This window comes from Sulfurimonas sp. (assembly GCF_047622445.1).
Lineage (GTDB): Bacteria > Campylobacterota > Campylobacteria > Campylobacterales > Sulfurimonadaceae > Sulfurimonas.
Genome location: NZ_JBLHOE010000083.1, coordinates 1 through 12434 on the forward strand (window position 1 = coordinate 1; position 12434 = coordinate 12434).

Genomic DNA, 12434 nt, shown 5'->3' on the forward strand with positions numbered 1-12434 from the left:
TTTCAATGATCTCAAACTCTCTCCTACGCTTCTACTTGAAGTCGTCGTAACTCGGTTTTAAAACTGAGTGTCAATGTTTGTGGATGGGAATTATAGGGCATTAAGTATTCAATGTCAAGTCTATTTGAATAGAATTCATAAATTCATTCAAAGGTGTTAAGATAACTATCATATCTACTTATTTTTCTTCTTAATTACTCCATTTAACTTATAACCGTTGCTATTTATTAACCCTCTATATATATACTATGAATTCAAAATATATATTAAAGGAAATATAAATGGGACTATATGATCGTGATTATGCAAGAGGAAACTCATCTGCATTCGAGTCAGCTACAAAGAGCGACTCACAAATAATATCTTTTGTAAAAGAAACGTATAAACTTTTTGCTGCATCTATGATGGCTGGAGCTGTAGGTGCTTATGTTGGTATTCCAATGGCAGCTACTATTCATGCTTACTTCTGGCCACTATTTGCTTTAGAGATTGGTTTACTAATTGGTTTACAGTTTGTAAAACATAAACCAGGTATCAACTTACTAGTAATGTTTGGTTTTGTATTTATGACAGGATTAATGCTTGCTCCTTTACTTTCTCGTACATTAGGAATGAGTGGTGGTGCTTCTATAATAGGTAATGCTTTTGCTATGACCTCAGTTGTTTTTGGTGCTATGAGTTTTTATGCTATAAAAACTACTAAAGACTTTACAGGATATGGAAAACCATTAATGATTGCACTTCTTGTAATTATTGGTTTCTCAATTCTTAACATTTTCATTGGTAACCCAATGCTTCATGTTATTATTTCTGGTGCTGTAGTTATATTATTTAGCATACTAGTTATATACGATACACAAAATATTATGAGAGGTGCGTATGAAACTCCAATTGACGGAGCTATTGCGCTTTACTTAGACTTTTTAAATATCTTCACTGCATTATTACAATTATTTGGAATATTTGGTAGAGATGACTAAAAGCACTTGATTACCCGAGTTATTTCGGGTAATTATGTAAGTATCAATCATCTTAGAGAACTAGATAACAACAGACAACTTTCCTCACAACTAAAAACCTCACAGCAATCTTCACATGTTTTAGAAGAGCTTTTCAAACTAAGTAGCTATGCATACCGTGTAAATTTTAAAGATATAAGCTTTATAATTTAGAAAAAAGATTGTTCTTAACGAGAAATAAAAGCCACTTCAAACTCCAAATAATTAAGAGGATACTCTAGCATCAATTTTTTTGTTTGCTTATATGTAAGTACATTTCTAGATCCACTCACTCCACTTTTTTTGATATAACGAAACATATCTCTAGTAGATTCAAATTCTAGCGTATACTTCACTACTTCAAAATTAGCTCTAAAAAGTCTATCGCTTAATTCTTTAACCATTGAAGTAGTTCTAAGTAGCGGTTGAAGCTTTGCAGTTTTATATAAAGTCTCAAATGTTCCTGAAGTGAAGATTGCTAAAGATATTGGAGTATTTAATCTTTTTATGTTTTCCAAAACATTCTCAAGGTTCTCAGACCATTGTAAAGCAGATGCTGAGAAGATATGGTCATACTCATTTACTACTAAATTTTCAAAAAGCGATACGTCGTTAAAGTTACCATATATACATTCTATTTTTTCTGACTTTAGGTGAAGTTCTAACATACCTGGGGCAAAGTCAATACCAGTAAAATGTGAATACTCCCAATCTACAGCTTTACATAGTGCTCCATTACCGCAACCTAAATCTAAAATACGTTTTGGTTTTGAGTCGCATAATGAAAGTAGTTTATTAACTACCTTATCCTGAATAATATTGTAAGAGTTATATTCCAGCGCGTATTTTGAAAATTCTGAGCTTATTTTCATTTTCTGTTAAATATAAGAGAGAGGATAAAAATACAAAGGACACAAAGCACTATAGTTGCACCTGAGGGAAGAGAAAAGTAAAAAGATAGTGTCATACCAGCTACAACACTAAGGACTGCAAAAAGCATTGATAACAGTGAAGTATGCAAAAAGCCTACTCTAAACTGTAAAGCTGCAACAGTAGGGATTACCATAAGGGCACCAATTAGAAGTGTACCAATAACGCGGATAGATAAAGCAATTATTATTGCTACAATTGTCACAAGTAAATAATTTAAGAGTCTCACTCTTATTCCACTTGTTTTAGCTACCTCTTCATCGTATGCTATGAAATAAAATTCACGTGAGAACACAAGTAGTAAAACTAAAGCAATCACTCCAAAAACAAATATAGTCACAATATCTTCAGCACTTACAGAAAGAATAGAACCAAAAAGGTAAGAAAATAGGGAACTGTTAAACTCGCCACCAAGAGATACAATGATTACAGCAATTGCAAGTGATCCAGATAGTAGAATTGCAAGAACAGCATCAGAATACAGAGAAAAAGCACTACGTAAATACTCTATAAGCCAAGCAGAAAACACAGATACAAATACTGCCATCCATAATGGATTATATCCAGATACTAAAGCTACAGCTACCCCAACCAAGGCAGAGTGAGCAAGTGTCTCGCTTATCATTGAGTACCTTTTAAGTACTACGAATGTTCCACTTACCGATGCTAATATTGCTATTAAAATTCCAGCTAAAAAAGCTCTTTGCATAAATTCATAGGAAATCATTTCAATCATACTAATGCTCGTGCTTATGGTTATGCACTAAATGTGCAGAGATGCCGTAAAGATCACTCATTTCTTCACATGAGATCGCTTCTTTTGGATTGTTACAAACAATAGCTTTTTGGTTAATAGTAAAAAGTCTACCAATATCATCGGCTATAACACCGATATCGTGTGTGATAAAGACAATAGTTATGTTATCTTCTTTATTTAGTTTTGATAAAAGTGCATAAAAGTTTTGTTGTGAGAGAATATCTACACCTGTATTTGGTTCATCTAAAATCAAAATCTCTGGATTTGAAGCAAGTGCACGTGCAATCATCACACGTTGACGTTGCCCGCCTGAGAGTGTTCCAACCAATTTATTCTTTAGATCAAGTATATCCATCTTAAACATCGCGTCATCTACAGCTTTAATATCTTCTTCACTCTCTCGTGCAAAAAGTTTTCTTTTTGAAGTACGTCCCATTTTTACTATGTCTAAAGCGGTTGCAGGGAAATTCTGATCTACCTGCGCTGCACGTTGTGGTACAAAACCTATTTTATTCCAATCTTTAAAAGTTTTAAGTTTTTTACCAAAGATTTTTATATGCCCATTTGTTGGCTCTTCTAATCCAAGTAACATACGGATAAGTGTTGTTTTACCACCACCATTTGGACCAATAATAGCAACATATTCACCGTTAAATATCTCCAATGATACATTTGAAAGGATATTTTGCCCTCGCGCGCTAAAATTTAAATTCTTAACATCAAAAATAGGAACTTTAAAATCTATTGGCAAATAAGAGCCTTTGAAATTTTCTCTAAATTTTCTTTCATAATGTCTTCATATGTACGCTTTAAGTCTGCGTCATTTTTTGTAATATTACCTAGCGGGTGAAGTGAATCAATTGTAACGTTTGACTCTGATGCTAAGCTTTTCATAGACTTATCACTTCCAAAATTCTCAAAAAACACAACCGATAAATTATATTTTTTGATATCGTTCATGACTCTAATTATATCCTTTGGAGAAACTTCTACATCTGGTGAAAATCCTGAGAGAGTTTTGACATGAAAGCCATACTTCTTAGAAAGATAAGAAAATGCATTATGATCAGTAATGATTGTGTCTAATTTACATGATTGAAGTTTACTTTGGTGTAGTTTCTCAAGCTGGCTTAACATATCTATATATCTATCTCTATTTAAAAGATACAAATCTTTATTCTCTGGTTTTAAAGAGATAAACTCATATGTTATGATATTTGTCATTCTTTTCATATTTTGAATATCAAACCAAATATGTGGATCAAGTACAGTGTGAGAGCATGCATGACCATCGTGTGAATGTTCTTTATGGTCCTCATCTTTGCTAAGCTTTCTTAGAGGTATATAATCTCCCATACCTACTGCTCTATTTTTGAAATCAAATGAAGATAACCATGGCTCTAAACCAGCTCCATTATAAAGTACTAAATTGCTTTGTTCAATTTTTGCCATAATCTTTGGCGTAGGCTCATACGAATGAATCCCCACACCAAAAGGAACAATATTTACAAGTTCTATAGTGTCCCCTGCTATATTCTTTGCTATATCATATAAAGCAAAACTACTAAGAGATACAATAGTTTTTGGGTTTTTAGTTTTTTGAGTTTCATTACATCCTAAAAAGAAGAATGAAACCATGAAAGTACTTATTATTAGAGTTAATGTTCTGATACTGCTTTTTTTCACGTGTATATCCAAATTTTTTTGAAATTATATCTTAATCTAACTTTTTTTTAGATATAATTCGCCACTTTTATTAATCAGGAATTTATATATGACAACTAGTTTTTTACTTATTGCTCAAATAGTATTAGTTATCTTAATTGTTATAGCTGTACTGTTACAAAAAAGCTCAAGCATCGGTCTTGGCGCATATAGTGGCTCAAATGAGTCTGTATTTGGCGCAAAAGGACCTAATAGTTTTTTAGCTAAAGCGACATTCACAATTGGATTTTTATTTGTAGTAAACACAATTACTTTAGGGTATATGTACTCATCTGTAGCACAAGCATCAGTTGTTGATGAATTACTTGAAACTACAAATGTTGTAGCACCAACAGCAGCATCTGTAGATGTAACTGCACCAGTTGCTGAGACTACTCCAGTTGTACCAGTTGCAGAATCTGTTCCAAGTACACCGGAACCAGAAGCAACAACTACAAAATAAATAATTATTTTTAAAGATATAGATCCTATTTCTATAGGCTATATCACACCTTTTACTCCCTCTTAAATTTTTCTTGCTACAATAACGTAATAATTTTTAAACCTTAAGGAATTTTAATGCTAAACGAAATATATAGCGAATGTGAAAAAAAGATGCAACATAGCGTAGAGCACATGCAAAGAGATTTTAAAACACTAAGAACTGGAAAAGTTTTAGTTTCTGTTTTAGACAATGTTAAAATTGATTATTATGGGACTCCTACACCACTTGATCAAGTTGGTTCTGTAATAGCAGCAGACGCAACTACTATTGTTGTAAATCCATGGGAAAAAAATCTTTTATCAGATATTGAGACTGCTATTTCTGCTGCAAATATTGGAGTACATCCAAATAATGATGGTGACTTAATTAAATTATTTTTCCCTCCTATGACAGTTGAACAAAGAAAAGATTCTGCAAAAAAGATGAAAGGCATGGGTGAAAATGCTAAAATTTCTGTAAGAAATGATAGAAAACATTCAAATGACCAAGTAAAGAAACTTGAAAAAGATAAAGAAATTACTGTTGATGAGTCAAAAGCTGGACAAGATGCTGTTCAAAAAATTACCGATAAATACTCTGTGATTATTGATAAAATTTTAAAAGACAAAGAAGCAGAGATACTAAAGGTTTAATCATGGACGTTAAAAAAATATATATGGATGCTGATGCTTTACTTGAAGGTCACTTCAAATTAAGTAGTGGTAACCACTCACAATTTTATCTACAATCTGCAAAAGTTTTAGAAGACCCTAAAACTGCTAAGCTTTTAGCTGAGGCTTTAGCTGAGCAAATTAACGCCAGCGGACTAAAGATAGATACAGTTTGTGCACCTGCACTTGGTGGTCTTATCGCTGGGTTTGCACTTGCAACTGCTCTTAATGTTCGTTTCATTTTTGCAGAGAGAGTTGATGGAGTTATGAATATTCGTCGTGGTTTTGAAGTTTCAAAAGGCGAAAGAGTTTTAATGTGTGAAGACATCATTACAACTGGTGGTTCAGCTATGGAAGCGGCAAGAGTAGTACAAGAGCTTGGTGGGGAAATTGTTGGAGCAGCAGCACTTGCTAATCGTGGTTTTTGTAAGCGTAAAAACAGTGATATTGAAACAAAAACTAACTGTAAATTACCTCAAGATATTCCATTTTTTGCATTAGCTGATTTTACATTTGAGATGTATGCACCAGAGACATGTCCTCTGTGTAAAGATGGTAGTGAAGCTATAAAGCCAGGTTCAAGAGGTAACTAAACCTCTTTTACTGAAATAATCTCGTTACATTCTCAGCAACTGCATTTGATTGTGATTGCGCGAATGAACCTACTTGTGACATTAAGTTTGCTTGAGAAAAGTTTGCACTCTCTTGCGCGAAATCAACATCTCTTAGATTTGATTCAGCCGAAGCAGCGTTTACTTGAAAAACTGAAGTATGTCTGATTTCAGATAACAGTTGATTTTGAGAAGAACCAAAATCCGAACGAATAGCACCTAAACTATTTCTTGCTGTATCAATAGACTCTAAAGCTGCCTCTAAACCACCCTCTGAACTAACATCTATCTGTGTATCTAAAATACTACTAACATTTGCTAAGCTTCCATTAGAACCATTAAGCAGAGAGATTCCGTTATAACTACTAGAGTCAGCCATTTGAGTACTTGATTTCATTAAATCATTTATCTCATTTTGTATAGATGCACGGTTTGCACTATTCATTGCTGGACTTGATGCTCTTAATGTTAAATCTCTAATACTATCCATATTCTCGCTTATCCCAGACACAGCAGTATCAGCAATCTGGATCATACCAATACTATCATTAGCATTCATTATAGATTGTCCAGCTTCACGGACTTGCGCTCCAAAGTTATTTGCAATAGCTAAAGATGCTGCATCATCTGCAGCAGAATTTAGTTTAGAACCACTAGCGAGTTGCTTTAGACTATGATCTAATTTTTGATTATTAAGATTTGCAAAAAAGTTTGTTGCTGAACTATCATTTACTGAAAAACTCATAACATCTCCTTTTATATATGATACTCTTATACTATATTGTACTACTTATTAGTAACTATACCTAATTACTTATACTTAAGTTGGCAACTTAACATTCTCTCAACTAGGACTCTAGCTACTTCAATCTTCCCATCAACCAAAACAGTAATATTAAGATCTTTTAACATCTCTTTTTCTTCAAGAGAGACCACTTTCACAACTAAGTTAGCATTTCCAGTGTGTTTTGAGATTGCTTCACAAACAAGTTTTTTCTTCTGGGCATTATCAAGTGTAACAACTACGGAAGATGCTGTGTCGATGTGAATAGCATCCAATGTAGATTCTTTTGAAGCATCACCAAGGTACGCTTCATGTCCATCATTCAATGCTTCTTTAACATGCTTATGAGAATTATCAATGATTACATACGATGCACCTAAGTCATCTAAATAATGAGTTACATATTTACCAACTACACCATATCCACAAACAACTACATGATTTTTTCTACTTGAAAGAGCTGACATGTCTTCAACTTCATCTATCTTTCCACTGAATAATTCAACTATAGGACCTATTTTAGCAATAAAGAATGGAGTAACAATCATAGAGAAAATAACAACTAAGACTAATAGTTGTGCTAATTCTTCATCCATCAATCCACCCATACTAGCAAGTGCAAAAATTACAAAAGAAAACTCACCAACTTGAGACAAGGCAAGAGCAGCTTTTAACGATCTTCTATGTCTTGATGTAAAACGTAACATTGCATATGTCACAATACTTTTTAAAATAAAAACAGCTAAAAATATTCCTACAATCAAACCAACATTATCTATAAAGTATAAAATATCTATTTTCATACCCACTACAACAAAAAAAGTACCAAGAAGTAAATCTTTAAAAGGTGCTATATCTGATTCAACTTTATGATGGTACTTTGTCTCGGCTATAATCATCCCAGCTATAAATGCTCCAAGTGAATATGTAAAACCCATATAATGAGCAAAAAGGGAAGCAGCAACAACGATAAAAAGAACCGAGCCCATAAAAAGCTCTTCAACTTCCGAAGAAGCAGAAAAATGTAATAACCATGTCATAATTTTTTTCCCCACTATAAAAAGAAGTAAAAGAACTATAACAACACTGATTAGAGTATCTGTTATGATGGTAAAAATACTTTCCCCTGCTTCAGTTGTCATAAACCCTATAAGAATTAAAAGAGGAATAACCGCTAAATCTTGAAATATTAAAATTCCTGTAGATATCTGGCCATAAGGTTTATATATCTCTTTTGAGCTTTTAAGATAACTTAACACTACTGCGGTAGATGAAAGGGCAAATGCTGTAGAAATAATTATGGATGCTTGAAGCGATAAACTAAATCCTAAGTGAGAAATCGCAAAAAATAAAAGAGCTGTAGAAGTAGCTTGCAAAAAACCATTCACAAAAATCTCTTTTTTCATTACACCCATTTTGGCTAAAGAAATTTCAAGACCTATAGTAAACATCAAAAATACAATACCGAATTCACCAACCATCCCTAAGGTATGAGAATTACTTGCTTCTTTGAGATCAAAAGCATAAACAATAATTGTACCTGTCATTATGTAACCAATTATCTGAGAAACACCTATTTTTTTTAAAAAGATGTTTATCACTATCGATATTCCAAGTGCCGAAATAACATATAAAATCGTATTTTCCATAATTCTCTCTTTGATATTTCTAAATTTAATTATTATATCATGAAACTTACTTTAAATAGTTTCGCTATGGATTTAATTATAAATTATTCTTATATTCTTTTATATAAATTTTACACTATTTAAGTAGACTCCTTGTAGATAAAAGAATCGAAAAGGACTGTAGATGAAAAAGCCATCAAAAAAAGTATTCAATGGTATACTAATCATTTTTTTATTATAGCACTGAGTTTCTATGTAAATACTTCCTTAGAAAAAAACAAAAAAGACAACTATATCAAATTTTCATCTCAACTTGTAGAAAATTTTAATGGGGAAAAGAACTTATTGCAAGAGATTAGGTCTCATAAATGCCGTCTCAATAGCTGAAAATAAAGAAATTAAAAATGCACTTAAAAATAACGATAGAAAAGCTGCAATCAAGACCTTAACAAAAATAGCTCAAGACTATAAAACACGTACAAAAATAAAAAAACTAAAGGTACATATTCATACACACGACGTAAAAGCTTTTGTACGCAATTGGAAGCTTGATAAGTTTGGTGATGATTTAAGTGGATTTAGAAAGGCCATACTCAAAGTTAAAGAAACAAGAGAACCATTCTTTGAATTTGAAATTGGTCGAGTTGGACTCACTCTTCGTGCTATTGTACCCATTATTGAAAACGATAAGTATATTGGCTCTTTAGAATTTATCCAAAGTTTTGAAAACATACCAAAAAGTTTTGCGAGTAAGGAAGGGAACTATCTCCTACTTATGAATGATTCTTTGTTACATATAGCTACTTATTTAAAAGATGCTCCAAAAGTTGGCAACTACATACTCTCTTCTAAAAGTGATGACAATGGCTATTTCCAAGCATCCCAAAAAATTGATTTTGATCAACTACACAAAGATGGATACCTTGTAAGCGATGATTACTTTTTCACTTATCAAAGTATCAAAGATATTTCTGATGAAGAGATAGGTATTCACTTACTTGCTATTCCAATTTCACAACTGACGACATCCCTAGATAATCAAATGAATGCTCTTTTTATGAGTGTTGCTATTGCAGTAGTATCTTTTTTACTAGTTTTATCAGTTTTAATGCTTCTTCTCTAAAAAAATTATTCAACATCTCTATACAGATTTTAAGTGACTCTGTACTATAATCGCGTACTTACTTAAGATTTTGGAGATGTGAATGACTAAATATATTTTTGTTACCGGTGGGGTTTTAAGCTCTCTTGGAAAAGGGATTACAGCGGCTAGTGTTGGTACTCTCTTAAAGCACTCTGGTAAAAAAATTGGTATGCTCAAAATTGATCCCTATATCAATGTAGATCCAGGGACTATGAGTCCACTTGAGCACGGTGAAGTATTTGTTACAAAAGATGGAGCGGAAACAGATCTTGACATAGGTAACTATGAAAGATTTCTTGATTCATCATACTTAAAATCTTCTAACTTTACCACTGGTCAAGTGTACTCTTCTGTAATCGAACGTGAGCGTTCTGGTGGTTACCTAGGCCAAACGATTCAAGTTGTTCCACATATCGTTGGCGAGATTGTTAACCGCATTAAACTCGCAGGTGATGGGCATGACATCTTAGTGGTTGAGCTTGGTGGAACAGTTGGAGATATCGAAGGTTTACCTTTCATGGAAGCAATTCGCCAAATGAAATACGATGATGAAGTAGCTGGAACTTTCTTTATCCATGTAACGCTTATCCCGTATATCAAAGCTGCTGGTGAAATGAAGTCTAAACCAACACAGCACTCTGTTCAAGAACTTCGTCGTATTGGGATTACTCCTCAGATGATTATCGCTAGAAGCGAGAGACCTCTTCCTAAAACATTTAAGAAAAAACTTGCAATGAGTTGTGATGTACCTACCGACAGCGTGATCGAAGCTCTTGATGCTGCTACAATTTATGATATCCCTGTTACTTTTTTAAGACAGCATATCCTAAAACCAATAGCAAAAGAACTTGACCTCGGTGAACTAGATCCAGATATGGAAGCATGGGACACCTTAGTAAAAAAGATCGTACAACCTAAATACAAAACCGTAGTTGGTTTTGTTGGAAAATACCTTGAACTTAAAGAGGCTTATAAATCTTTAACAGAGTCACTTATTCACTGTGGAGCTCATCTTGATACAAGAGTAGAGATTACATGGGTTGATTCTGAAGAAATAGAAGAGCGTGGTGCTGAAGCATTACTTAGTGATTGTGATTCTGTTCTCGTTGCTGGTGGTTTTGGTAATCGTGGAGTAGAAGGTAAAATCCAAGCTATACAATATGCTCGTGAGAATCAAGTTCCATATCTTGGAATCTGTCTTGGTATGCAACTTACACTTGTTGAGTATGCTAGAAATGTGCTAGGTCTTGAGGGTGCGAACTCTATAGAATTTGATGAAGAAACACCACATCCTATGGTATACCTTATAGATAATTTTCTTGACCAATCTGGTGGTACACAACTTCGTACACACCAATCACCAATGGGTGGAACTCTTCGTCTTGGCGAATACCCTTGTGACACAAAAGAAGGTTCTATTCTTAGAGAAGCGTATAATGGTGAAATAACTATTCATGAGAGACACCGTCATCGTTATGAAGCAAATCCAGAGTACAGAAAGCAACTTGAAGATGCTGGAATGATTGTAACTGGGGAAAGTAATGGTCTTATCGAGACTGTAGAAATCGAAGGTCATCCATGGTTCCTAGGGGTACAATTTCACCCTGAGTTCACATCACGTTTACAAACTCCAAATCCTTCTATTTTAGCTTTTGTTACAGCCAGTTTGAGCGCTGAATAAAAAGGAATTAAAATGGAAGCAGTTTATCCGTATGCACATACAATACATCTAATCTTAGCAATTATATTTTTAGGGTATGTTTTTACTGATGTTTTTATGATATCAAAAGTAAAAGATAAACTTCAAGGTGAAGCAAAAGAGACTACAAACAAAATCTTAGGACCACTTGGGTTCAAGATTTTCCCAATCGCTTTACTCATAATTGTTTTAACTGGCGGAATGATGATGTCTCAATATATCAATTTAGAAGCTGGCTTTTTTAACACGCACCTACAACAAGTTTTAGTTTTCAAGATAGCTTTAGCCCTCATAATAGTTTTGGGAGTTCTCTCAAACATTTATAAAAAATTTACTGGCAAAGCAAAAAGTAACTTCATGGAAAATCATTTTCATAAACTTGTGCTAGTGCTTGGACTTTTGATTGTCATTAGTGCGAAATATATGTTTGTGTAGACTCAAATATTCTATATAGACATACATTTCACCCAGAATTCACATCTACAAACTCCAAACCCTTCTATTGTAACTTTTATTAGAGCTAGTTTTAGTACCGAGTAGAGATACTTATCTTTAGAGGCTTATAAAGTTTTATTCTAAACCGATAAGTTTTTTTACCAAGCCCAAAGCAACTTCCCTGCCTTCCTTAGATGTTAAAATTGATTTTGTTTTTCCTATAACATTACGCATAGATGTTTTATACCAAATCTTTTTTGTAAAAGCTGAAAGGTCTTGTTCTGCACCATTTAGTTGTTGTTTTAATACCCTTAATTCATTTTCATTGATTACATTTTTTTGTAATAGATCATCAAATTTAATTTCTAAGTTATTTAATTTCTTTTTTAGTTCTTCAATTTCTATACTTGTAAATTTTTCATTCGGTTGTTCTAATGTGTCTACATATTCATCAATTTTTGTGACTTAATGAAAAATATGGGTGCTTAAAACACCTCTCGAACTATGGTATATTGGGAGTAAACAAAGGTTTATTTACAAATGGCTGTAAAAAAGCTCTAAAATATGCATAAATTGTCAATCTAAAAAT

Annotated in this window: 14 protein-coding genes; 7 read left to right on the forward strand and 7 right to left on the reverse strand. The window is 33.2% G+C overall.

Annotation, left to right across the window (positions count from 1 at the left end):
* Positions 1-281: 281 nt before the first annotated feature.
* Positions 282-980, forward strand: coding sequence for a Bax inhibitor-1/YccA family protein (locus ACI9TV_RS14440; RefSeq protein WP_415251526.1), 699 nt, complete (start codon positions 282-284; stop codon positions 978-980).
* 206 nt (positions 981-1186) lie between these two features.
* Here the strand turns inward: ACI9TV_RS14440 and ACI9TV_RS14445 are convergent, their stop codons facing one another.
* From ACI9TV_RS14445 to ACI9TV_RS14460, 4 genes are read right to left on the reverse strand one after another with little or no spacing between them, the layout of a single operon-like run.
* The gene (locus ACI9TV_RS14445) at positions 1187-1870 is read right to left on the reverse strand and encodes a methyltransferase domain-containing protein (protein ID WP_415251527.1); all 684 of its coding nucleotides are present in this window, start codon (positions 1868-1870) and stop codon (positions 1187-1189) included.
* Positions 1867-2664: a metal ABC transporter permease gene (locus ACI9TV_RS14450; RefSeq protein WP_415251528.1), complete on the reverse strand. Its 798-nt coding sequence runs from the start codon at positions 2662-2664 to the stop codon at positions 1867-1869. Before ACI9TV_RS14450 ends, ACI9TV_RS14445 begins: the two co-directional genes overlap by 4 nt.
* Before the next feature lies 1 nt (position 2665).
* Complete coding sequence (locus ACI9TV_RS14455) at positions 2666-3436, reverse strand: metal ABC transporter ATP-binding protein (RefSeq protein ID WP_415251529.1); 771 nt, start codon at positions 3434-3436, stop codon at positions 2666-2668.
* Positions 3427-4371, reverse strand: coding sequence for a metal ABC transporter substrate-binding protein (locus ACI9TV_RS14460; RefSeq protein WP_415251530.1), 945 nt, complete (start codon positions 4369-4371; stop codon positions 3427-3429). The genes ACI9TV_RS14455 and ACI9TV_RS14460 overlap by 10 nt, the downstream gene beginning before the upstream one ends.
* A gap of 88 nt (positions 4372-4459) precedes the next feature.
* On the opposite strand from ACI9TV_RS14460, the gene secG reads away from it, so the two are divergent.
* The 3 genes from secG (at position 4460) to pyrE (ending at position 6137) form a co-directional block, all read left to right on the forward strand.
* Positions 4460-4852 carry a preprotein translocase subunit SecG gene (gene secG / locus ACI9TV_RS14465; RefSeq protein ID WP_415251531.1) on the forward strand — a complete coding sequence of 131 codons (393 nt, stop codon included), beginning with the start codon at positions 4460-4462 and terminating at the stop codon, positions 4850-4852.
* 116 nt (positions 4853-4968) lie between these two features.
* Positions 4969-5526, forward strand: coding sequence for a ribosome recycling factor (gene frr, locus ACI9TV_RS14470; protein ID WP_415251532.1), 558 nt, complete (start codon positions 4969-4971; stop codon positions 5524-5526).
* 2 nt (positions 5527-5528) lie between these two features.
* Positions 5529-6137 (forward strand): orotate phosphoribosyltransferase, encoded by a 609-nt coding sequence (gene pyrE / locus ACI9TV_RS14475; protein ID WP_415251533.1) that lies wholly within the window; start codon positions 5529-5531, stop codon positions 6135-6137.
* Positions 6138-6144: 7 nt separating this feature from the next.
* Here the strand turns inward: pyrE and ACI9TV_RS14480 are convergent, their stop codons facing one another.
* Together ACI9TV_RS14480 and ACI9TV_RS14485 are read right to left on the reverse strand one after the other, a co-directional pair.
* Positions 6145-6900, reverse strand: coding sequence for a flagellin (locus ACI9TV_RS14480; protein WP_415251534.1), 756 nt, complete (start codon positions 6898-6900; stop codon positions 6145-6147).
* Between the two features lie 65 nt (positions 6901-6965).
* Positions 6966-8588 (reverse strand): cation:proton antiporter, encoded by a 1623-nt coding sequence (locus tag ACI9TV_RS14485; RefSeq protein ID WP_415251535.1) that lies wholly within the window; start codon positions 8586-8588, stop codon positions 6966-6968.
* A 307-nt stretch (positions 8589-8895) separates the two neighbouring features.
* Here ACI9TV_RS14485 and ACI9TV_RS14490 point away from each other — a divergent pair, with 307 nt between their 5' ends.
* The 3 genes from ACI9TV_RS14490 (at position 8896) to ACI9TV_RS14500 (ending at position 11845) form a co-directional block, all read left to right on the forward strand.
* Positions 8896-9690: a cache domain-containing protein gene (locus ACI9TV_RS14490; RefSeq protein ID WP_415251536.1), complete on the forward strand. Its 795-nt coding sequence runs from the start codon at positions 8896-8898 to the stop codon at positions 9688-9690.
* A gap of 82 nt (positions 9691-9772) precedes the next feature.
* Positions 9773-11392: a CTP synthase gene (locus tag ACI9TV_RS14495; protein WP_415251537.1), complete on the forward strand. Its 1620-nt coding sequence runs from the start codon at positions 9773-9775 to the stop codon at positions 11390-11392.
* Positions 11393-11404: 12 nt separating this feature from the next.
* Positions 11405-11845 (forward strand): hypothetical protein, encoded by a 441-nt coding sequence (locus tag ACI9TV_RS14500; protein ID WP_415251538.1) that lies wholly within the window; start codon positions 11405-11407, stop codon positions 11843-11845.
* A gap of 135 nt (positions 11846-11980) precedes the next feature.
* Here the strand turns inward: ACI9TV_RS14500 and ACI9TV_RS14505 are convergent, their stop codons facing one another.
* Positions 11981-12301: a Chromate resistance protein ChrB gene (locus ACI9TV_RS14505; protein ID WP_415251539.1), complete on the reverse strand. Its 321-nt coding sequence runs from the start codon at positions 12299-12301 to the stop codon at positions 11981-11983.
* Between the last annotated feature and the right edge of the window lie 133 nt (positions 12302-12434).

Bases quoted from the DNA above. Each gene is read 5' to 3' on its own strand.
- ACI9TV_RS14495 (WP_415251537.1), top strand. From the start codon at position 9,773: ATGACTAAATATATTTTTGTTACCGGTGGGGTTTTAAGCTCTCTTGGA.
- ACI9TV_RS14480 (WP_415251534.1), bottom strand. From the start codon at position 6,900: ATGAGTTTTTCAGTAAATGATAGTTCAGCAACAAACTTTTTTGCAAAT.
- ACI9TV_RS14485 (WP_415251535.1), bottom strand. From the start codon at position 8,588: ATGGAAAATACGATTTTATATGTTATTTCGGCACTTGGAATATCGATA.
- ACI9TV_RS14440 (WP_415251526.1), top strand. From the start codon at position 282: ATGGGACTATATGATCGTGATTATGCAAGAGGAAACTCATCTGCATTC.
- pyrE (WP_415251533.1), top strand. From the start codon at position 5,529: ATGGACGTTAAAAAAATATATATGGATGCTGATGCTTTACTTGAAGGT.
- ACI9TV_RS14445 (WP_415251527.1), bottom strand. From the start codon at position 1,870: ATGAAAATAAGCTCAGAATTTTCAAAATACGCGCTGGAATATAACTCT.
- ACI9TV_RS14450 (WP_415251528.1), bottom strand. From the start codon at position 2,664: ATGATTGAAATGATTTCCTATGAATTTATGCAAAGAGCTTTTTTAGCT.
- frr (WP_415251532.1), top strand. From the start codon at position 4,969: ATGCTAAACGAAATATATAGCGAATGTGAAAAAAAGATGCAACATAGC.
- secG (WP_415251531.1), top strand. From the start codon at position 4,460: ATGACAACTAGTTTTTTACTTATTGCTCAAATAGTATTAGTTATCTTA.
- ACI9TV_RS14490 (WP_415251536.1), top strand. From the start codon at position 8,896: ATGGGGAAAAGAACTTATTGCAAGAGATTAGGTCTCATAAATGCCGTC.
- ACI9TV_RS14500 (WP_415251538.1), top strand. From the start codon at position 11,405: ATGGAAGCAGTTTATCCGTATGCACATACAATACATCTAATCTTAGCA.